The 21,226-nt window shown below is 56.7% G+C and carries 18 protein-coding genes; 10 read left to right on the top strand and 8 right to left on the bottom strand.

Translation table 11 applies throughout. The annotated features are described in order from the left end of the window. Window positions 1-42: 42 nt before the first annotated feature. From fhuC to fhuB, 3 genes are read left to right on the top strand one after another with little or no spacing between them, the layout of a single operon-like run. Window positions 43-840: a Fe3+-hydroxamate ABC transporter ATP-binding protein FhuC gene (fhuC, locus tag Electrica_RS20775; RefSeq protein WP_141965303.1), complete on the top strand. Its 798-nt coding sequence runs from the start codon at window positions 43-45 to the stop codon at window positions 838-840. Further along, entirely contained in the window at window positions 840-1,730 is an 891-nt protein-coding gene (gene fhuD, locus Electrica_RS20770; protein WP_131049265.1) for a Fe(3+)-hydroxamate ABC transporter substrate-binding protein FhuD, read from the top strand. Before fhuC ends, fhuD begins: the two co-directional genes overlap by 1 nt. Further along, on the top strand, window positions 1,727-3,709 hold the full coding sequence (gene fhuB, locus Electrica_RS20765) for a Fe(3+)-hydroxamate ABC transporter permease FhuB (RefSeq protein ID WP_141965302.1): 1,983 nt from the start codon (window positions 1,727-1,729) through the stop codon (window positions 3,707-3,709). The genes fhuD and fhuB overlap by 4 nt, the downstream gene beginning before the upstream one ends. 195 nt (window positions 3,710-3,904) lie before the next feature. Here fhuB and hemL read toward each other — a convergent pair whose 3' ends face one another. Continuing rightward, on the bottom strand, window positions 3,905-5,185 hold the full coding sequence (gene hemL, locus Electrica_RS20760) for a glutamate-1-semialdehyde 2,1-aminomutase (protein WP_141965301.1): 1,281 nt from the start codon (window positions 5,183-5,185) through the stop codon (window positions 3,905-3,907). Window positions 5,186-5,374: 189 nt separating this feature from the next. On the opposite strand from hemL, the gene clcA reads away from it, so the two are divergent. Both clcA and erpA read left to right on the top strand, forming a co-directional pair. Further along, complete coding sequence (gene clcA, locus Electrica_RS20755) at window positions 5,375-6,793, top strand: H(+)/Cl(-) exchange transporter ClcA (protein WP_141965300.1); 1,419 nt, start codon at window positions 5,375-5,377, stop codon at window positions 6,791-6,793. A gap of 81 nt (window positions 6,794-6,874) precedes the next feature. After that, complete coding sequence (gene erpA / locus Electrica_RS20750; RefSeq protein WP_004858085.1) at window positions 6,875-7,219, top strand: iron-sulfur cluster insertion protein ErpA; 345 nt, start codon at window positions 6,875-6,877, stop codon at window positions 7,217-7,219. Between the two features lie 57 nt (window positions 7,220-7,276). On the opposite strand, the gene Electrica_RS20745 is transcribed toward erpA, so the two are convergent. The 3 genes from Electrica_RS20745 to mtnN form a co-directional block, all read right to left on the bottom strand. Further along, window positions 7,277-7,900 (bottom strand): TRIC cation channel family protein, encoded by a 624-nt coding sequence (locus Electrica_RS20745; protein ID WP_131049269.1) that lies wholly within the window; start codon window positions 7,898-7,900, stop codon window positions 7,277-7,279. Between the two features lie 143 nt (window positions 7,901-8,043). Continuing rightward, window positions 8,044-8,844 carry a vitamin B12 ABC transporter substrate-binding protein BtuF gene (gene btuF, locus Electrica_RS20740; RefSeq protein WP_141965299.1) on the bottom strand — a complete coding sequence of 267 codons (801 nt, stop codon included), beginning with the start codon at window positions 8,842-8,844 and terminating at the stop codon, window positions 8,044-8,046. Further along, a complete protein-coding gene (gene mtnN, locus Electrica_RS20735; protein ID WP_100682506.1) occupies window positions 8,837-9,535 on the bottom strand; it encodes a 5'-methylthioadenosine/S-adenosylhomocysteine nucleosidase in 699 nt (232 codons plus the stop codon). The genes btuF and mtnN overlap by 8 nt, the downstream gene beginning before the upstream one ends. Before the next feature lie 84 nt (window positions 9,536-9,619). Here mtnN and dgt point away from each other — a divergent pair, with 84 nt between their 5' ends. The 3 genes from dgt (at window position 9,620) to Electrica_RS20720 (ending at window position 14,055) form a co-directional block, all read left to right on the top strand. Then, window positions 9,620-11,134, top strand: a complete 1,515-nt coding sequence (gene dgt, locus Electrica_RS20730; RefSeq protein WP_141965298.1) for a dGTPase — start codon at window positions 9,620-9,622, stop codon at window positions 11,132-11,134. 133 nt (window positions 11,135-11,267) lie between these two features. Further along, on the top strand, window positions 11,268-12,707 hold the full coding sequence (degP, locus tag Electrica_RS20725; protein WP_131049289.1) for a serine endoprotease DegP: 1,440 nt from the start codon (window positions 11,268-11,270) through the stop codon (window positions 12,705-12,707). 190 nt (window positions 12,708-12,897) lie between these two features. After that, on the top strand, window positions 12,898-14,055 hold the full coding sequence (locus Electrica_RS20720; RefSeq protein WP_141965297.1) for a CdaR family transcriptional regulator: 1,158 nt from the start codon (window positions 12,898-12,900) through the stop codon (window positions 14,053-14,055). A gap of 70 nt (window positions 14,056-14,125) precedes the next feature. On the opposite strand, the gene Electrica_RS20715 is transcribed toward Electrica_RS20720, so the two are convergent. From Electrica_RS20715 to map, 4 genes are all read right to left on the bottom strand, one after another. Beyond that, window positions 14,126-14,512, bottom strand: coding sequence for a DUF3461 family protein (locus Electrica_RS20715; RefSeq protein WP_100682502.1), 387 nt, complete (start codon window positions 14,510-14,512; stop codon window positions 14,126-14,128). A gap of 107 nt (window positions 14,513-14,619) precedes the next feature. Further along, the gene (dapD, locus tag Electrica_RS20710) at window positions 14,620-15,444 is read right to left on the bottom strand and encodes a 2,3,4,5-tetrahydropyridine-2,6-dicarboxylate N-succinyltransferase (protein ID WP_004858103.1); all 825 of its coding nucleotides are present in this window, start codon (window positions 15,442-15,444) and stop codon (window positions 14,620-14,622) included. Between the two features lie 35 nt (window positions 15,445-15,479). Beyond that, window positions 15,480-18,143 carry a bifunctional uridylyltransferase/uridylyl-removing protein GlnD gene (gene glnD / locus Electrica_RS20705; RefSeq protein ID WP_141965296.1) on the bottom strand — a complete coding sequence of 888 codons (2,664 nt, stop codon included), beginning with the start codon at window positions 18,141-18,143 and terminating at the stop codon, window positions 15,480-15,482. A 138-nt stretch (window positions 18,144-18,281) separates the two neighbouring features. Next, window positions 18,282-19,076 (bottom strand): type I methionyl aminopeptidase, encoded by a 795-nt coding sequence (map, locus tag Electrica_RS20700; protein ID WP_100682500.1) that lies wholly within the window; start codon window positions 19,074-19,076, stop codon window positions 18,282-18,284. Window positions 19,077-19,398: 322 nt separating this feature from the next. Between map and rpsB the strand changes: the two genes are divergently transcribed. Then, entirely contained in the window at window positions 19,399-20,124 is a 726-nt protein-coding gene (rpsB, locus tag Electrica_RS20695) for a 30S ribosomal protein S2 (RefSeq protein ID WP_100682499.1), read from the top strand. A gap of 117 nt (window positions 20,125-20,241) precedes the next feature. After that, window positions 20,242-21,093 (top strand): translation elongation factor Ts, encoded by an 852-nt coding sequence (tsf, locus tag Electrica_RS20690; RefSeq protein ID WP_095103655.1) that lies wholly within the window; start codon window positions 20,242-20,244, stop codon window positions 21,091-21,093. The last annotated feature ends 133 nt before the right edge of the window (window positions 21,094-21,226 follow it).

Genomic DNA, 21,226 nt, shown 5'->3' with positions numbered 1-21,226 from the left:
TTACCGGGCGCGGTTCGCCGCGCCGTTCACCAGGTCGCCGCTATGCAGGAAAACTCTCCGCACGCTGATACCACGTTTTCGTTGAATCACGTTACCTTTCGCGTACCTGGCCGTACGCTGCTGCATCCTCTCTCCTTAACTTTCCCGGCGGGAAAAGTGACGGGGCTGATTGGCCATAACGGCTCCGGCAAATCCACGCTGCTGAAAATGCTCGGCCGCCATCAGCCGCCGTCGCAAGGCGATGTACTGCTGGACGGGCAGCCGCTGGATAGCTGGGGCAGCAAAGCCTTTGCCCGTAAAGTGGCCTATCTGCCGCAGCAGCTGCCGCCAGCGGAAGGGATGACGGTGCGCGAGCTGGTGGCCATTGGCCGCTATCCGTGGCACGGTGCGTTGGGGCGTTTTGGCACCGCCGATCGGCAGAAAGTTGAAGAGGCGATTGCGCTGGTCGGCCTGAAACCGCTGGCGCACCGGCTGGTTGACAGCCTGTCCGGCGGCGAACGCCAGCGGGCGTGGATTGCTATGCTGGTGGCGCAGGACAGCCGCTGTTTACTGCTGGATGAACCCACCTCGGCGCTGGATATTGCCCATCAGGTTGATGTCCTGGCGCTGGTACACCGTCTGAGTCAACAGCGCGGGCTAACGGTGATAGCCGTCCTGCACGATATCAACATGGCCGCCCGTTACTGCGATTATCTGGTCGCGTTACGCGGCGGTGAGATGATTGCGCAGGGAACGCCCGCGCAGCTGATGCGCAGCGAAACGCTGGAGCAAATTTACGGTATTGCGATGGGTATTCTGCCGCATCCGGCGGGTAGCGCGCCGGTAAGCTTTGTCTATTGATGGAAAAGACCCCTTTCATTACCCGTCGCCGTCTGCTGGCGGCGATGGCCCTGTCGCCCCTGCTGTGGCAGATGCGCGGCGCCCAGGCTGCAACCCTCGATCCGCAGCGTATTGTGGCGCTGGAGTGGCTGCCGGCAGAACTCCTGCTGGCGCTTGGCGTGACGCCCTACGGCGTGGCCGATATCCCGAACTATAACCTGTGGGTGAATGAACCGGCGCTGCCCTCCTCGGTGATTGATGTCGGGCTGCGTACGGAGCCAAATCTTGAGCTGCTGACGCAGATGAAACCGTCGTTTATCGTCTGGTCGGCCGGATATGGACCGTCGGCAGAGAAGCTGGCGCGCATTGCCCCAGGGCGGGGATTCACTTTCAGCGACGGTAAACGACCGCTGCTGATGGCGCAGCAATCCCTCAACGAGATGGCCGGGCTGATTGGCCGGCAGCAGGCGGCGAAGCGCCATCTGGCGGAGTTTGATGCGCTGATGGAGAACCTGCGCCCGCGTTTCGCCCATCGCGGCGAGCGTCCGCTGCTGATGATCACTGTGCTCGATCCCCGCCATGTCCTGGTTTTCGGCCAGAATTGTCTGTTCCAGGAAGTGCTCGATCGCTTCGGCATTAAAAATGCCTGGCGCGGTGAAAGCGCCTTCTGGGGCAGCGTCAGCGTGGGAATCGATCGGCTGGCCGCCTACAAAGAGACCGATGTCATCTGCTTTGACCATGGTAATCATGCCGAAATGCGCCAACTGATGAGTACGCCGCTATGGCAGGCGATGCCGTTTGTCCGCGAAGGGCGCTTCCAGCGCGTGCCGGCTGTCTGGTTCTACGGCGCGACGCTGTCGGCGATGCATTTTGCCCGCGTGCTGGCGGATGCCCAGGGAGGTGCGGCATGAGATCGCGACTGTCTCCTCTGGCGGCTCTGCTGCTGACCGTGCTGGCGATTGCCGCGTTTGCGCTCAGCTTCTTGAATCTCCAGGCGGCGCTGCCGCAGCACGAGTGGCGTCAGGCGCTGTGGCAGCCGGATATCGACAATATCGCTCAGATGTTATTCCACTACAGCCTGCTGCCGAGGCTGGCGGTGTCGCTGCTGGTTGGCGCGGGACTCGGACTGGTGGGCCTGCTGTTCCAGCAGGTGCTGCGTAACCCGCTGGCGGAACCGACCACCCTCGGGGTGGCGACCGGCGCCCAACTGGGGATGACGGTGACGACGCTGTGGGCGATTCCCGGGGTACTGGCTTCGCAGTTTGCCGCGCTGGCGGGGGCCTGTTTTGTCGGAGCGCTGGTTTTCGGCGTCTCGTGGGGGAAGCGGCTCTCGCCGGTGACCCTGATTCTTGCCGGTCTGGTGGTCAGTCTGTACTGCGGGGCGCTGAATCAACTGATGGTTATTTTCCATCACGATCAGCTGCAAAGTATGTTTCTGTGGAGCACCGGTACGCTGACGCAAACCGACTGGAGCGTGGTGCAACGGCTGTGGCCGCAGCTGCTCGGTGGCTTCATCTTAACGCTGCTGCTGCTGCGCCCCCTCACGCTGATGGGGCTGGATGATGGCGTGGCGCGTAATCTTGGACTGGCGCTTTCCCTGGCGCGCCTGGCCACGCTGACGCTGGCGATCGTTATCAGCGCGATGCTGGTGAACGCGGTGGGGATTATCGGTTTTATCGGCCTGTTTTCGCCGCTGCTGGCGAAAATGCTCGGCGCGCGTCGTCTGCTGTCGCGTCTGCTGCTGGCGGCGCTGATTGGCGCGCTCATTCTCTGGCTGTCGGACCAAATTATTCTGTGGCTGACCCGGGTGTGGCGGGAGGTTTCCACCGGCTCCGTGACGGCGCTGATCGGCGCGCCGCTGCTGCTGTGGCTGCTGCCGCGCTTGCGCAGCATCAGTGCGCCGGTGATGAATGCCGGCGATAAGGTGCCGGTGGAACGGCAAAACGTATCGGGATTTGCGTTGGGGGGCGTGCTGATCCTGCTGCTGGCGCTCCTCGTTGCGCTGGCCTTTGGGCGGGATGCTCAGAGCTGGCACTGGGCGAGCGGCTCGCAGCTGGATCAACTGATGCCGTGGCGCTGGCCGCGGGTGTTCGCCGCGCTGTTCGCCGGGGTGATGCTGGCGGTCGCGGGCTGTATTATCCAGCGCCTGACCGGTAACCCGATGGCCAGTCCGGAAGTGCTGGGCATCAGCTCCGGCGCAGCTTTTGGTATTGTCCTGATGCTGTTTTTCGTTCCCGGTAATGCTTTCGGCTGGCTGCTGCCTGCCGGTAGTCTGGGGGCAGCGGTGACGCTGCTGGTGATCCTCGTTGCTGCCGGGCGCGGCGGTTTCTCGCCGCACCGGATGCTGCTGGCGGGGATGGCGCTCAGCACCGCCTTCACCATGCTGTTGATGATGCTGCAGGCCAGCGGCGATCCGCGAATGGCGCAGATTCTGACGTGGATCTCCGGGTCGACGTACAGCGCAACGCCGGAAATGGTGATACGTAGCGGGATCGCCATGGTGCTACTCCTGATTCTGCTGCCGCTGTGTCGGCGCTGGCTGACGATTCTGCCGTTGGGCGGTGAAGCCGCGCGCGCGGTAGGCATGGCGCTGACATCGTCGCGGGTTGTTCTGCTGCTGCTGGCCGCCTGTCTGACGGCAGCGGCCACGCTGACTATCGGTCCGTTAAGTTTTGTTGGCCTGATGGCGCCGCATATTGCGCGCATGATGGGCTTTCGCCGCACGATGCCGCAGATGGTGATGGCCGGGCTGATCGGTGGGTTGCTGTTGGTCTTTGCCGACTGGTGCGGGCGAATGATGATGTTTCCGTATCAGATCCCGGCCGGGCTATTGTCGACCTTTATCGGTGCGCCGTACTTTATTTATCTGCTGAGGAAACAGAGCCGGTAATGCCCCCGGTGGCGCTTCGCTTACCGGGGCTACAAAAAAGTATCCCTGGTGGCGCTTTGCTTAACAGGGCGACAAAAATGCATCCCGGTGGTGCTTTGCTTAACAGGGCGACAAAAAAAGTATCCCTGGTGGTGCTTTACTTACCGGGGCGATAAAAATGTAGGCCGGGCAAGCGAAGCGCCGCCCGGCATTGCGTTACAGCTTCGCAAACGCCTTGCGGGCGGCGGCGATGGTGTCGTTGATATCATCGGGGGTGTGGGCAATCGACATAAAGCCGGCCTCAAATGCCGATGGCGCCAGATAGACGCCTTCGTCCAGCATCAGATGGAAGAAACGCTTAAAGCGCTCAACGTCGCACTTCAGCACATCCTGATAGCAGGTGACCGTTTCGGCGTCGATAAAGAAGAGGCCAAACATACCGCCGACATTATTCACCACCAGCGGAATGCCCGCTTCGCGTGCGGCATCCAGCAGCCCTTGCGAGAGCTGGTTGGTTAAATCGGTCAGCGTTTCGTGGACGCCCGGCTGCGCGACTTCGTTCAGGCAGGCAAAACCGGCCGCCATGGCAATCGGGTTACCAGACAAGGTCCCGGCCTGATACACCGGGCCGGTCGGGGCCAGGGCATCCATCACATCGCGACGACCGCCAAATGCGCCGACCGGCATACCGCCCCCGATGATTTTGCCCAGACAGGTCAGATCCGGGACCACGTCGTAGTATGACTGCGCGCCCGCCAGCGCCACGCGGAAGCCGGTCATCACTTCATCGATAATCAGCAGCGCGCCAAATTCGTCACACAGTGCACGCAGGCCCGGCAGGAACGCCGGCAGCGGTGGGATGCAGTTCATGTTGCCAGCGACCGGCTCCACGATGATGCAGGCAATCTCTTGCGGATACTGCTCGAACGCGGCGCGAACGGAGGTCAGATCGTTATAGGTGCAGGTCAGGGTATGTTTAGCAAAATCAGCCGGTACGCCCGGCGAGTTCGGCTGGCCCAGCGTCAGTGCGCCGGAGCCTGCTTTCACCAGCAGACAGTCGGCATGGCCGTGATAGCAGCCTTCAAACTTGATGATTTTGTCGCGGCCGGTAAAGCCACGAGCCAGGCGAATGGCGCTCATCGTCGCCTCGGTACCGGAGTTCACCATCCGCACCATATCCATCGTTGGGACCAGCTCGGTCACCAGCTCCGCCATTTTGACTTCCATTTCCGTCGGCGCGCCAAAGCTCAGGCCGCGCTCTGCGGCTTCAATCACCGCGTTGCGAATGGCCGGATGGTTATGGCCCAGCACCATAGGTCCCCAGGAGCCGACATAATCGATATATGCTTTACCGTCGACATCGTACAGTCTGGCGCCGTCGGCGCGTTCGATAAACAGCGGCGTACCGCCCACGCCGCTAAAGGCGCGAACCGGCGAGTTCACGCCGCCGGGGATGAGTTCACGTGCGGCGCTATAGAGAGTTTCAGATTTGCTCATTGCCATGATCCTGGTTCGTGATAAATGTTTTGCTGGTTATTCTAAGTTATTCCCGGATAGTTATGAAAGTTTTGCCCAATTTTTGCCCAATTGAAACAAGGCGTAGCAGGCGCATTTTCTCCGCGACGCGAGACGTTCAGAAGGCTAAACTGTCCTCTTCGTATTGGTATGACTATTGACGATAAGAGTATGAAAACAGAAGCCTCTACTTTTGAAGCAAAACAAATCGTGCGCTTGCGTCGTGGCGATGTGGTACGTCGTTTAGTTCAACGTGACAAAACGCCGCTGGCGGTGCTGCTGATGGCCGCCGTAGTCGGTACGCTGGCCGGGCTGGTGGGGGTCGCTTTTGAAAAGAGCGTCAACTGGGTGCAGAACATGCGCATCGGTTCGCTGGCGCAGGTGGCGGATCACGGGTTCCTGATTTGGCCGTTGGCCTTTATTTTATCTGCCTTGCTGGCGATGGTGGGCTATTTTCTGGTGCGACGTTTTGCGCCGGAGGCGGGGGGATCCGGCATACCGGAGATCGAAGGGGCGCTGGAAGAGTTGCGTCCGGTTCGCTGGTGGCGAGTGCTGCCGGTAAAATTTATCGGCGGGATGGGGACGCTGGGCGCTGGCATGGTGCTCGGTCGCGAAGGGCCGACGGTGCAGTTGGGCGGCAACGTCGGGCGAATGGTGCTGGATATCTTCCGTATGCGCAGTCCCGAAGCGCGTCATACGTTGCTGGCCACCGGGGCAGCGGCGGGGCTCTCTGCGGCATTTAACGCGCCGCTGGCGGGGATCTTATTCATTATTGAAGAGATGCGCCCGCAGTTTCGCTACAACCTGATTTCGATTAAAGCCGTCTTTACCGGCGTGATTATGTCGAGCATCGTGTTCCGTATCTTTAATGGCGAATCGGCGATTATTGAAGTCGGCAAGCTGAGCGATGCGCCGGTGAATACGCTGTGGCTGTACCTGATCCTGGGGATGATTTTTGGCTGCGTCGGCCCGCTGTTTAATAGCCTGGTGCTGCGCACCCAGGATATGTTCCAACGTATTCATGGCGGCAATACAAAGAAGTGGGTGCTGATCGGCGGGTTAATCGGCGGGATGTGCGGCGTCCTCGGGCTGATTCAACCGGCGGCGACGGGGGGCGGCTTTAACCTGATTCCGATTGCGGCGGCGGGCAATTTTTCCGTCGGGCTGCTGCTGTTTATCTTTGTCGCCCGCGTGATTACCACGTTACTCTGTTTCTCCTCCGGGGCGCCCGGCGGCATTTTTGCGCCGATGCTGGCGCTGGGAACCTTGCTGGGAACCGCCTTCGGGATGGCGGTCACGCCGATGCTGCCGGCCTATCATCTGGATGCCGGGACCTTTGCGATTGCCGGAATGGGGGCTCTGCTGGCGGCATCAATCCGCGCTCCGCTGACCGGGATTGTGCTGGTACTGGAGATGACCGATAACTATCAGCTCATTTTGCCAATGATTATTACCTGTCTTGGCGCAACACTACTGGCGCAATTCCTTGGCGGTAAGCCTTTGTATTCGACGATCCTGGAGCGCACGCTGGCGAAACAGGCCGCAGAACAGGCGGCAAAAGCGCAGCAGGTTGCCGGGGAGAATACTTGAACGATTTGACCCCGTATTAGATAATGGCTCATAAGGTCGGGTTATTCTTTAACCGGTCAGAAGTATCAATGGGAGCATAAAATGAGTGATGACGTAGCGTTGCCGCTGGAGTTTACTGAAGCTGCAGCCAAAAAAGTAAAATTCCTGATTGCAGATGAAGACAATCCAAACCTGAAACTGCGTGTGTATATCACCGGTGGTGGTTGCAGTGGTTTCCAGTACGGCTTCACCTTCGACGATCAGGTTAACGAAGGCGATATGACCATCGAAAAACAGGGCGTCGGCCTGGTGGTCGATCCGATGAGCCTGCAGTATCTGGTCGGCGGTGCCGTCGACTACACCGAAGGCCTGGAAGGCTCGCGTTTTATCGTGACCAACCCGAATGCGAAAAGTACCTGCGGCTGCGGGTCCTCATTCAGCGTCTGATCCCCGCACTGGATTCTCGCCCCGGTAGAGTGTCTCCGCCGGGGCAATTCCCCCGTTTTAGCGCCCGTTATCGTCGAGAGCAAAAGTCGGCAGCTTCAGATGCCAACGGATGGCCGCAAGGCGAATCATCAGCGTGACGACCATGCCCATCATCGCCGAATTTTGTAGCGAAACATGAAACGCGTCATAGGCCGTGGCGTGCACAATACCGCCGGCAATACAGGCCGTGGCATAGATTTCCGTGCGTAAAATCATCGGAATTTCGCGGGCCAGCACGTCGCGAATAATCCCGCCACCCACGCCGGTGACGACCCCCATACAGATAGCGACCAGCGGGCCGCTGTGGGCCAGAAACGCTTTATTCACCCCGATGCCGACAAACACCGCCAGCCCAACGGCATCAAGCACCGGCAATATCCATTTCGGCAGCCGACGCGGCTGACGCACCAGCAGAATGGTCATCATGCTGGTGACCATCGCCACCACCAGGTCGGTGGGGTCTTTGACCCAGAACACCGGGCCGTTGGCGAGCGCCATATCGCGAATGGTTCCACCGCCCACGGCGGTGACCACGCCGAGCACCAGTACGCCAAAGGGGTCCATCCGGAGTTTACCGGCCAGTAATACGCCCGAGATAGCAAATACGGCGGTGCCAATAATATCCAGCCAATAGACTAGCATCGTCAGTTCTCGTTAAGCGCCCGGTTCTCTGGGCTGTTTTACTCATCAAATTAAATCGGCACAGCGTCCGCCAGGCGTTCGTATAGCGGTTACGCGCTGGCGTTCTCTGTGCCGGATGTTGTTTTACCCTGCGCAAACGGTGCTTATTTAACCTGCCCGAGCGCCTCGCAGAGCTGTTTTGCGGCGAGGATAATACGCGGGCTTGCGCGTTCAAACCAGTCGCCATCGACTGCAATCAGGGAAATTTTTAACTGATTATGCCAGTAGCGTTCAACTTCAGGGAGTTGGCGGGCATCACCGGCGATAACAATGGCCTGAGGCTGTCTCGCCAGGACCTGTTCACGGCTCACCTGGGGCCAGGGAACCGGGCTGGAGGCAAATATATTGTCACCGCCGCACAACGTCAGCACCTGGTCCTGAATCGACCCCCGACTGCTGGTGAAAAGAGGATTGGCGCCAAACTGCAGAAAGACGCGTTTTTTCGGCGTATGGGCGTAGCGGGCTTTGAGAACATCATAGTCGTCCTGCATGCGCTGTGCGGATGCGCGGGCCTTTTCCGGCTGCGGACTCCACTGCGCCAGCTGCCGCAGCGTCGCAATGATCTCTTCAATTGTGGCGGTATTGACCCACAGTACCTTGATCCCCAGTGCGCTCAGTTGATTAACCTGCCGCTCGGCATTGCCGCCGCGCCATGCCAGAATCAGATCCGGTTTCAGCGCGACGATGCGCTCAAGGTTCATCCCTTGCCAGCTGGCAACCTGCTCGATACCGACAGCTTCCGCTGGATAATCGGAATGGCTGCTGACGCCAACCGGCGTAATGCCGGCGGCAAAGGCCAGTTCGGTATTGGACGGTGACAGCGTGATTACCCGCGGCGCGGCGAAGAGCCACGCCGGGGTCAGCAGCAGCAGAGCGGCAAGCGCCCGTTTTAGCGACTTAGCCACGCGCCAGCGTCTGTACCAGCTTTTCCACCATCAGCGTGGACTGTCTGGCGGCAACGGCGAGGAACTCATCAAAGCTCAGATGAGACTGCTGATCCGCCACGTCGGAAATCGCGCGTACCACCACGAACGGCACGCCGAAGTTGTGGCAAACATGGGCGATCGCCGTGGCTTCCATTTCAACCGCTACGGCCTGCGGGAAGTTGTGGCGGATTTTCGCCAGTCCGACCGAGCCGTTGATGAAGGCGTCGCCGCTGACGATCAGGCCGCGGACCGCGTGCAGATTCAGCGCTTCGATGCAGCTTTGCGCGGCGGCAATCAGCTTATCGTCGGCTTTGAAGCCTGCCGGGCAGCCGGGCAGCTGGCCATACTCATAACCAAAGGCGGTGACGTCAGCATCGTGGTAGCGCGTCTCGTCGGAGATGACGATATCGCCGACTTTCAGCGTCGACGCCAGTCCGCCTGCGGAACCGGTGTTGATAATCACGTCCGGCTTACAAATCTCCAGCAGCAGGGCTGCGCCCATGGCCGCAGCCACTTTGCCAATGCCTGATTTGAGCAGGACAACATCGGTGCCGTTCAGCTGACCGGTGTAGATTTCGCTCCCGCCATGGGTCAGAGTCTGACGGTTTTCGATTTTGTCGCGCAGAAGGGTAACTTCTTCTTCCATAGCGCCAATAATGCCGATTTTCATAGATTTACTCGCGATGTGTCAGGTTTAGTTGCATAGTCTATCATGCACTCAAAGGGAAACGTTATTGCTCGCGCGGGAGAGGCCATGGCAAAGATTGATTTTCGCAACAAGATTAACTGGCGTCGGCGCTACCGCTCGCCGCAAGGGGTCGAAACGGAACGTGAGATCCTGCGTATTTTTGAAAGCGACCGCGGGCGAATTATCAACTCGCCGGCCATCCGCCGTTTACAGCAAAAAACCCAGGTCTTCCCGCTGGAACGTAATGCCGCGGTGCGTACCCGGTTAACCCACTCCCTTGAAGTTCAGCAGGTGGGACGCTATATCGCCAAAGAGATCCTCAGCCGCCTGAAAGAGCAGCGTCAGCTGGAGGCCTACGGGCTGGATGATCTCACCGGGCCGTTTGAGAGCGTGGTGGAAATGGCCTGTCTGATGCATGACATCGGCAATCCGCCGTTCGGCCATTTTGGCGAGGCGGCGATAAATGACTGGTTCCGTCAGCGGCTCGCGCCTGACGATGCGGCCGGCGCGCCGTTAGCGCAGGATCGTTGTACGGTGGAGGCGCTCCGTTTGCAGGAGGGCGCTGGCGGGCTGAATGGGCTGCGGAGCAAGGTTCGTCAGGATCTGTGCTGGTTTGAAGGCAACGCGCAGGGGATTCGCTTAGTGCATACCCTCATGCGGATGAATCTGACCTGGGCGCAGGTTGGCTGCATTCTAAAATATACCCGCCCGGCGTGGTGGCGGGGAGAACTCCCCGCCAGCCACAGTTATTTAATGAAGAAGCCTGGTTATTATTTAGCCGAAGAGGGGTATATTGAGAGGTTGCGTAAAGAACTTGCTCTGGCTCCTTACAATCGCTTCCCTTTGACATGGATTATGGAGGCGGCGGACGATATCTCATATTGTGTGGCCGATCTTGAGGATGCGGTAGAAAAACGTATTTTCAGCGTAGAGCAACTCTATCAACTCCTTCACGAGGCGTGGGGACAGCATGAGAAAGGCTCTTTATTTTCGCAGGTGGTGGAAAATGCCTGGGATAAATCGCGCTCTAATTCTCTGAGTCGGAGTACGGAAGATCAGTTCTTTATGTATTTACGAGTCAATACGCTGAATAAACTGGTGCCGTATGCGGCCCGCCGGTTTATCGATAATTTACCGAAGATCTTTACCGGTGATTTTAATCACGCGTTGCTTGAGGACGATAGCGACTGCAGTCAACTGCTGGAGCTATATAAAAACGTCGCGATAAAACATGTGTTTAGTCATCCCGATGTTGAGCAACTGGAATTACAAGGCTATCGGGTGATTAGCGGTCTTCTGGATATCTATGAGCCGTTGCTAAAATTATCGCTGGAGGAGTTCAGCTTATTAGTGGAGAAAGAGCGGGTGAGGAGCTTACCTATTGCCTCGCGCTTGTTCCAGAAACTTTCGACGCGTCATCGGTTGGCCTATGTTGAAGCAGTAAATAAGGTTTCACGAGATGCTGAGGAATTTCCGGTGATGGAATATTATTATCGCTGTCGCCTGATACAGGACTATATCAGTGGGATGACGGATTTGTATGCATGGGATGAATATCGGCGCTTGATGGCGGTGGAATAGGTACAGGTTTTGTAAAGACGGACAATAAATTTTTACTTTTTCCAGATACTTAATTCCGGAACTTAGCGCGATAAAATGACTCTGATGGTCACATACATAGCAATTTTCGTTATCTAAAATAGAGTGAGACATGATGAAAAAAACCACGTTAGCAATGAGTGCACTGGCTCTGAGTTTAGGTCTGGCGTTATCACCGCTCTCTGCGAGCGCGGCAGAAACGTCCTCTTCGGCCTCAAGTACACAGCAAATGCCAAGCCTGGCTCCGATGCTGGAAAAAGTGATGCCGTCGGTTGTCAGCATTAATGTTGAGGGCAGCACGACCGTCAACACTCCGCGGATGCCGCGTAACTTCCAGCAGTTCTTTGGTGATAATTCACCGTTCTGCCAGGATGGTTCGCCGTTCCAGAGTTCCCCGTTCTGTCAGGGCGGTGGACAGGGCGGCGGGGCACCGGCTGATGGCAGCCAGCAGCAGAAATTTATGGCGCTGGGCTCCGGGGTCATCATTGATGCTAATAAAGGCTATGTCGTGACCAATAACCACGTTGTCGATAATGCGACCACGATTAAAGTCCAGTTGAGCGACGGACGGAAGTTTGATGCCAAAGTCGTCGGCAAAGATCCGCGTTCCGACATTGCGCTGATCCAGATTCAGGATCCGAAAGATTTGACGGCGATTAAGCTGGCAGATTCCGATGCGCTGCGCGTCGGCGACTACACCGTGGCTATCGGTAACCCGTTTGGTTTGGGTGAAACCGTCACGTCGGGGATTGTCTCCGCGCTTGGCCGTAGCGGCCTGAACGTTGAAAACTACGAAAACTTTATCCAGACCGATGCGGCGATCAACCGCGGTAACTCCGGCGGCGCGCTGGTGAACCTCAACGGCGAACTGATCGGGATTAATACCGCGATCCTGGCGCCGGACGGCGGCAATATCGGTATCGGTTTTGCCATCCCGAGCAACATGGTCAAAAACCTGACCGAGCAGATGGTCAAGTATGGCCAGGTGAAACGCGGCGAGCTGGGTATTATGGGAACCGAGCTGAACTCTGAGCTGGCGAAAGCCATGAAGGTTGATGCGCAGCGCGGCGCCTTCGTCAGTCAGGTTATGCCTGGTTCCGCGGCCGCGAAAGCGGGTATCAAAGCCGGTGACGTGATTACCTCGCTGAACGGTAAGTCTATCAGCAGCTTTGCTGCGCTGCGTGCGCAAGTCGGCACTATGCCTATCGGCAGCAAAGTCGAGCTGGGGCTGGTCCGCGATGGCAAAGCGGTCAATGCGACCGTCGAGCTGCAGCAGAGTAGCCAGAATCAGGTTGACTCCAGCACCATCTTCAATGGTATTGAAGGTGCGGAAATGAGCAACAAAGGTCAGGACAAAGGTGTGGTGGTCAATAATGTGAAAGCGGGGACTCCGGCGGCACAAATTGGCCTCAAGAAAGGTGACATCATCGTCGGCGCTAACCAGCAGCCGGTGAAAAATATCGCCGATCTGCGCAAAATCTTTGATGCCAAACCTTCGGTACTGGCGCTGAACATCCAGCGTGGCGATAGCACTATCTATCTGCTGATGCAGTAATCGCCAACGGCTAAGCCCGCCCCTTCTCCTCGTTGAGGGAAGGGGCTTTTTTTGGCCCCGCTATCCGGTGCGCTTTCCTTTCTGTGACTCCACACGCAACTCCATACTTCTCTGTCATGCTTTATGCGTATGCACAATGCAGCGTCCAGCCGACTCTTTTATGCTGGCCTCCTGTTGACGGGAGGATTACATGGCTGGCTGGCATCTTGATACCAACATGGCGCAGGATATTGTGGCGCGTACGATGCGCATCATTGATACCAATATCAACGTAATGGACGCCCGCGGGCGCATTATCGGCAGCGGCGATCGCGAGCGGATTGGGGAATTGCACGAAGGCGCGCTGCTGGTGCTTTCCCAGGGACGGGTTGTGGATATTGATAATGCGGTCGCTCGCCATCTGCACGGCGTGCGTCAGGGGATTAACCTGCCTTTGCGCCTGGAGGGGGAGATCGTCGGCGTCATCGGCCTGACCGGCGAACCCGAAACGCTGCGTAAATATGGCGAGCTGGTGTGTATGACTGCCGAGATGATGCTGGAGCAGTCCCGGCTGATGCACCTTCTGGCCCAGGATAGCCGCCTGCGTGAAGAGCTGGTTATGAACCTGATCCAGGCCGAAGAGAATACGCCCGCATTAACCGAGTGGGCGCAGCGGCTGGGTATCGATCTGAACCAGCCTCGCGTGGTCGCCATGATTGAAGTGGATAGCGGTCAGCTCGGCGTAGACAGCGCTATGGCCGAACTGCAGCAGTTGCAAACCGCCCTGACCACGCCCGATCGCCACAATCTGGTGGCGATTGTCTCACTGACCGAGATGGTGGTGCTCAAACCGGCATTGAATGCTTTTGGCCGCTGGGACGCGGAGGATCACCGCAAAAGGATCGATCAGCTGATCGCCCGAATGAAAGAAAACGGCCAGCTGCGTTTTCGCGTGGCGCTGGGGAACTTCTTTACCGGTCCCGGCAGCATCGCCCGTTCCTGGCGCACCGCCCGTACCACAATGATGGTCGGCAAACAGCGTATGCCTGAGAGCCGCAGCTATTTTTATCAGGATTTAATGTTGCCGGTGCTGCTCGATAGCCTGCGCGGCGGCTGGCAGGCGAATGAGCTTGCCCGTCCACTGGTGCGGCTGAAGGCGATGGATAATAACGGTCTGCTGCGACGCACGCTACAAGCCTGGTTTCGCCATAACGTGCAGCCGCTGGCGACGTCAAAGGCGCTGTTTATTCATCGCAATACGCTGGAGTATCGCCTGAATCGTATTGCTGAACTGACGGGGCTGAACCTGGGGAATTTTGATGACCGCCTGCTGCTGTATATCGCGCTGCAGTTGGATGAGCAAAGATAGTCTGTTTTAGACAAAAAAATGCCGGGTGGCGGCTTCGCCTGACCCGGCCTACAGCGACATCCGCGTACGGCTATTTGCGCGTCAGTTTTTCCAGATCGGCTTCAATTTCACTGATCTTATGGGTGACGACGCTTTCCAGATGACGCAGATCGTCGAGGATCTTACGTTTGAGGTCGACTTCGGTACGATCGCGCTGGCAGATCTGATCCAGCTCATCGATAACGTAGCGCAGATTCGGGCTAATTTCCTGAACCTCTTTATACCCCTGACCTACGCCATCGGCGACAACGGTCTTACGCTGGCGCGGGTATTTAAACTTGACGCTTTTGGCGAAGAACTCGCCTTTGTCTTTCTGAAAATAGATTTTCAGAATGTCGTTGTTGGCTTCCTGCCGCAGGCTATAGCGATCGATCTCATCGGGATTGGTAATGCCAAGACTTTTCAGATTATCGTACATAACGGTACCTTTGATATCATCATAACCTTTGAATAATTAACGAAAAGATCCATCTTCGCCAGCTTCAAATATAAAAAAAGCGGGATATCTCCCGCTTTTTATTCTGCTTAGTCGATGGTACGCAGCAGTTCGTTAATGCCGACCTTGCCGCGAGTTTTCGCATCCACTTTCTTCACGATAACGGCGCAGTACAGGCTGTACTTGCCATCTTTCGACGGCAGGTTGCCGGAAACCACCACTGAACCCGCCGGAACGCGGCCGTAATGGACTTCGCCGGTTTCTCGATCGTAAATTTTGGTGCTCTGACCCAGGTACACGCCCATGGAGATCACGGAACCTTCTTCAACGATCACGCCTTCAACCACTTCAGAGCGCGCGCCGATGAAGCAGTTGTCTTCGATGATGGTCGGGTTAGCCTGCAGCGGCTCGAGGACGCCGCCGATACCGACGCCGCCGGACAGGTGTACGTTTTTACCAATCTGCGCGCAGGAACCCACGGTGGCCCAGGTATCTACCATGGAGCCTTCGTCCACGTAGGCGCCGATGTTGACGTAGGACGGCATCAGCACGGTGTTGCGGGCAATAAATGCGCCCTGGCGAACCGCCGCCGGCGGAACCACGCGGAAGCCTTCTTTCTGGAAACGCGCTTCATCATAGTCAGCGAATTTCATCGGCACTTTATCGAAGTAGCGGCTTTCAGCACCGTCGATAACCTGGTTATCGTTAATACGGAAAGAGAGCAGAACCGCCTTCTTCAGCCATTGATGGGTGACCCACTGGCCATCGATCTTTTCAGCGACACGCAGCGCGCCGGAATCAAGCAGAGAAATCACCTGGTTAACCGCTTCGCGGGTTACGGTATCCACATTTGCCGGCGTGATGTCGGCGCGACGCTCAAAAGCGGACTCAATAACATTCTGTAATTGCTGCATTGTTTTACTCTTTCTCTTTACACATTAAAAGTTCGTCACCCTTTATCGTTTGGATTGAGGGCCTCTGTCAACCGTTGTTGTACTTCTTGTTGCAGCGCATTATTAAGCGCACGCCGGTCCGCCGTCGCGATTATAAATAAATCTTCTACTCGCTCACCGATTGTCGTAATTCGCGCTCCGTGAAGCGAAATATTGAGGTCGGCGAACACCTGACCCACGCGCGCCAGCAGGCCCGGCTGATCGAGCGCAATCAGCTCAAGAAACGATTTTCTGTCGGTGTGCGTCGGCAGGAAATTGACTTCGGTAACGACGGAAAAATGGCGAAGTTTCGCCGCCTGACGGCGCGGGGCCGGCGGCTGCCAGCTGCGCTGGGTAATGGTCTGTTCCAGACCGTGACGGATAATCTCATGGCGATCGGCGGAAAGCGGACTGCCGTCCGGCTCCAGCACAATAAAGGTATCCATCGCCATGCCGTCGCGGGTGGTAAAAATCTGGGCATCGTGAACGCTGAGGTTGCGGCGATCCAGCTCGCCACAGACGGCGGCAAACAGATACGGGCGGTCCGGGCTCCAGATAAAAATTTCGGTCCCGCCGCGCGTGGCCTGCGAGCTGAGCAGGATCATCGGTTTGCTCAGGTCGTGTTTGAGCAAATTGCGGGCGTGCCAGGCGAGCTGGTTGGGCGTATGGCGCACGAAGTAGTTGGCGCGGCAGCGATTCCAGATTTGATGCAGCGCCTCTTCATTAATATTTTCCATCCGTAGCAGCGCCAGCGCCTGCAACTGATGGTGGCGAACCCGTTCGCGCATATCCGGCGTGCTTTGCATGCCGCGGCGCAGCTGTTTTTCGGTGGCGAAATAGAGCTCGCGCAGCAGGCTCTGCTTCCAGCTGTTCCACAAGGTTTCGTTGGTCGCACAGATATCGGCGACGGTCAGGCATACCAGGTAGCGCAGGCGGTTTTCGGTTTGCACCTCTTCGGCAAACTGCTTGATAACCTCGGGATCCTGAATATCACGGCGCTGGGCGGTGACCGACATCAACAGATGATGGCGCACCAGCCAGGCCACCAGCTGGGTTTCCCGCGAGTTAAGCCCGTGCAGCTCGGCGAATTTCAGCACATCCTGGGCGCCGAGGACCGAATGATCGCCGCCGCGACCTTTGGCAATATCATGGAACAGGGCGGCAATCAGAATCAGCTCCGGGTGCGTCAGGCGAGGCCACAGTTCCACGCACAGCGGATGGCGGCTGCGGGTCTCTTCTTTAGCGAAGCTTTCCAGCTTCAGCAGCACGCGGATCGTATGCTCATCGACCGTATAGGCATGAAACAGGTCAAACTGCATCTGGCCCACGATATGCGACCACTGCGGCATATAGGCCCACAGTACGCTGTGGCGGTGCATCGGCAACAGTCCCCGGCTGACCGCGCCCTGGTGACGCAACATACTGAGGAAAATCGTGCGCGCTTCCGGGATATAGCACAGCGGCTGCGTCAGGTGGCGCCGCGCGTGACGCAGGTGGCGAAGCGTCGTCGAGTAGATGCCGGTGATGCTGCTGTTACGCACCATAATATAGAACATGCGCAGGATAGCCTGCGGTTCGCGGATAAACAGCGTGTCGTCGCGCAGGTCAATCAGCGTGCCGCGCAGCTGAAAATCATCATCGATGGGCCGCGGCTTTTCATCTTCGGTGAGGGCGAGGATGGCTTCATCAAACAGCTGGAGCAGCATGTGATTCAGTTCGCTGACCCGCCGGGTGACGCGGAAGAAATCCTTCATCATGTATTCGATAGGCTGATTGCCTTCGCCTTCGTAGCGCAGTCGGCGGGCGACGCTGAACTGGCGATCGAATAACAGACGGTTGTCGTAGCGGTTTAACTCGAGGTGCAGCGCAAAGCGGATCCGCCACAACTGGTGCAGACATTCGTTAAGCTCGTTGCGTTCGGCTTCGGTAAGAAAGCCGAAACCGACCATTTCATCCAGCGAAGTGGCGCCGAAGTGACGACGGGCGACCCACTGCAGGGTGTGGATATCGCGCAGGCCGCCGGGACTGCTTTTCACGTCCGGTTCGAGGTTATAGCTGGTGCCGTGGTAGCGCTGGTGGCGTATATTCTGCTCTTCGACCTTGGCGGCGAAAAACTTCTCCGAGGGCCAGAAGCCATCGCTGAAAATATGTTTTTGTAGCTCCAGAAATAGCGCGACGTCGCCAATCAGCAGACGCGTTTCGATCAGGTTGGTGGCAACGGTCAGATCGGACAGTCCTTCCAGCAGGCACTCTTCGAGCGTGCGCACGCTGTGGCCGACTTCGAGCTTGATATCCCACAGCAGCGTCAGCAGTTCGCCCACTTTCTGCGCCTGCTCATCGGAGAGTTTTTTGCGGCTGAGAATCAGCAGGTCGATGTCGGAGAGCGGGTGCAGCTCGCCGCGACCGTATCCTCCAACCGCGACCAGCGCCAGATCGCTGACTGAACCAAAACCGTAATCCACCCACAGGCGCTGGAGCAGCTGGTCGATAAATTCGGTTCGCGCTTCGATGAGCTCCCCGGCGGGGATACCGCTATCAAATGCTTCGCCCAGCCAGCGCTGGAAAGTATCGAGATGTGCCTTGATGGCGGCACAGTTCAAATCCCCTTGTGGCCAGCTACCTGGATTCTCAGGTTGAGCGGAGAGGGTAGGGGAGACAGTATCAGGTAAAGAGTTACTCATCGCGTCACCATATGAAAAAACTATCAACTATCGCCCATAAAAAATCGCCGGGAGCGATTTTTAACGTCGCCTGCGGCGGCCCGTAGGGTGACGGGCAGGACGCCCGTCATAAAAAAGCCGGCGGGCGCCGGCTTTTCGTTATGCGTTGTGCGAGATTATCGCCGGGATGGTGTCATCCTTGCGTAGCGTCAGAATCTCGCAGCCGTTCTCTGTCACCACAATAGTATGCTCGTACTGCGCAGACAAGCTCCGGTCTTTGGTTTTCACCGTCCAGCCGTCTTTCATACTGCGGATCTCTTTCTTGCCGGCATTGACCATCGGTTCGATGGTAAAGGTCATGCCTGGCTTGAGCACCACATTGGTCTCAGGCGAGTCGTAGTGCAGCACCTGCGGCTCTTCATGGAAACCACGACCGATACCGTGACCGCAATACTCACGCACCACCGAGAAACCTTCCGCTTCGACGAATTTCTGGATGGCTGCGCCGATGGCGCGCAGGTTAATTCCCGGCTTAACCATCTTCAGGGCCAGATACAGGCTTTCCTGAGTGATGCGGCACAGGCGCTCGCCAAGAATCGTCGGTTTGCCGACGATGAACATTTTAGAGGTGTCGCCGTGGAAATCATCCTTAATGACCGTGACATCAATGTTGACGATGTCGCCGTCTTTCAACAGTTTTTCGTCGTCAGGAATCCCGTGACAGACGACTTCGTTAATAGAGATACAGACGGATTTCGGGTAGCCGTGGTAGCCGAGGCAGGCGGAGATCGCTTTCTGTTCGTTAACAATGTAATCGTTACAGATACGGTCCAGTTCGCCGGTGCTGACCCCAGGTTTAACGTAGGGTTCGATCATTTCCAGCACTTCAGCGGCCAGGCGGCCGGCGACGCGCATTTTTTCGATGTCTTCAGATGTTTTGATAGATATAGCCATGGATTGTGTCCAGCTGTGTCGGTTTTTTCGACAATAATAGAGTTATTCCTGCCAATGTTAACAGTCCGGGTGTCCTGGTGCCAAATTGAGAATCATTAACAGCACTCAGCGTCAACAACAGTTGGTTTCCGATCGGATTTTGTGGTATAAAGCGCGCCGGACTTCCGTTCCATTTGGTACTACACAGGATGGACTGAAGCGACAAATCTCACTTTGTGTAAATAACACACACGTATCGACACATATTCCGGGGTGCCCTTTGGGTCGGTAATATGGGATACGTGGAGGCATAACCCCAACTTTATCTATAGAGGTTTTAAACATGGCAACTGTTTCCATGCGCGACATGCTCAAGGCTGGTGTTCACTTTGGTCACCAGACCCGTTACTGGAACCCGAAAATGAAGCCTTTCATCTTCGGCGCGCGTAACAAAGTTCACATCATCAACCTTGAGAAAACTGTACCGATGTTCAACGAAGCTCTGGCTGAACTGAACAAGATCTCTGCTCGTAAAGGTAAAATCCTTTTCGTTGGTACTAAACGCGCTGCAAGCGAAGCGGTAAAAGAAGCTGCTAACAGCTGCGACCAGTTCTTCGTGAACCATCGCTGGTTGGGCGGCATGCTGACTAACTGGAAAACCGTTCGTCAGTCCATCAAACGTCTGAAAGACCTGGAAACTCAGTCCCAGGACGGTACTTTCGAGAAGCTGACCAAGAAAGAAGCGCTGATGCGCACTCGTGAGCTGGACAAGCTGGAAAACAGCCTGGGCGGTATCAAAGACATGGGCGGCCTGCCGGACGCACTGTTTGTTATCGACGCTGACCACGAGCACATCGCTATCAAAGAAGCAAACAACCTGGGTATCCCGGTATTTGCTATCGTTGATACTAACTCCGATCCGGACGGCGTAGACTTCGTTATCCCGGGTAACGACGACGCAATCCGCGCTGTTAGCCTGTACCTGGGCGCTGTAGCTACAACCGTGCGCGAAGGTCGTTCTCAGGATCTGGCTTCTCAGGCGGAAGAAAGCTTCGTAGAAGCTGAATAATAAGGTTTCACCCCTTATTAGTACCGTGTATGAATAGGGGCCCATTTTTGGCCCCTTTTTTCAATTTATACTGTTTGGCCCCCGGCCGGGCAGTTCACATCTCCCGAGGATTTAAGAATGGCTGAAATTACCGCATCCCTGGTAAAAGAGCTGCGTGAGCGTACTGGCGCAGGCATGATGGATTGCAAGAAAGCGCTGACCGAAGCGAACGGCGACATCGAGCTGGCAATCGAAAACATGCGTAAATCCGGTGCGATCAAAGCAGCTAAGAAAGCAGGCAACGTTGCTGCTGACGGCGTGATCATCACTAAAATCGACGGCACCTACGGCATCATTCTGGAAGTTAACTGCCAGACTGACTTCGTTGCTAAAGATGGCGGTTTCCAGGCATTTGCTAACAAAGTTCTGGACGCAGCTGTGGCTGGTAAAATCACCGACGTTGAAGTTCTGAAAGCACAGTTCGAAGAAGAGCGTGTTGCGCTGGTTGCTAAAATCGGTGAGAACATCAACATCCGTCGCGTTGCGGCCCTGGAAGGCGAAGTTCTGGGTTCATACCAGCACGGCGCGCGTATCGGCGTTCTGGTTGCGGCTAAAGGCGCTGACCAGGAGCTGGTTAAACAGCTGGCAATGCACATCGCTGCAAGCAAGCCGGAATTCGTTAAGCCGGAAGACGTGTCTGCTGAAGTGGTAGAGAAAGAGTACCAGGTTCAGCTGGACATCGCGATGCAGTCTGGTAAGCCGAAAGAAATCGCTGAGAAAATGGTTGAAGGCCGCATGAAGAAATTCACCGGCGAAGTTTCTCTGACCGGCCAGCCTTTCGTTATGGACCCGAGCAAATCTGTTGCTCAGCTGCTGAAAGAGCACAATGCCGACGTTACTGGCTTCATCCGCTTTGAAGTGGGCGAAGGCATCGAGAAAGTTGAGACTGACTTTGCAGCAGAAGTTGCTGCGATGTCCAAGCAGTCTTAATTTTCAAAAGGAGCCGCCTGAGGGCGGCTTCTTTTTGCGCCCGTTTTGTAAATTCAGCTCATCGCTTATAGTGGCTGTGCTGAAAAGCGGCATACAATGTCGCCAGAATTAACTCATCTCACTCGTTGACAGT

Source organism: Klebsiella electrica (assembly GCF_006711645.1).
Lineage (GTDB): Bacteria > Pseudomonadota > Gammaproteobacteria > Enterobacterales > Enterobacteriaceae > Klebsiella > Klebsiella electrica.
Note: the sequence above shows the minus strand (reverse complement) of the source record. Positions and strands in the feature narration are given on the sequence as shown.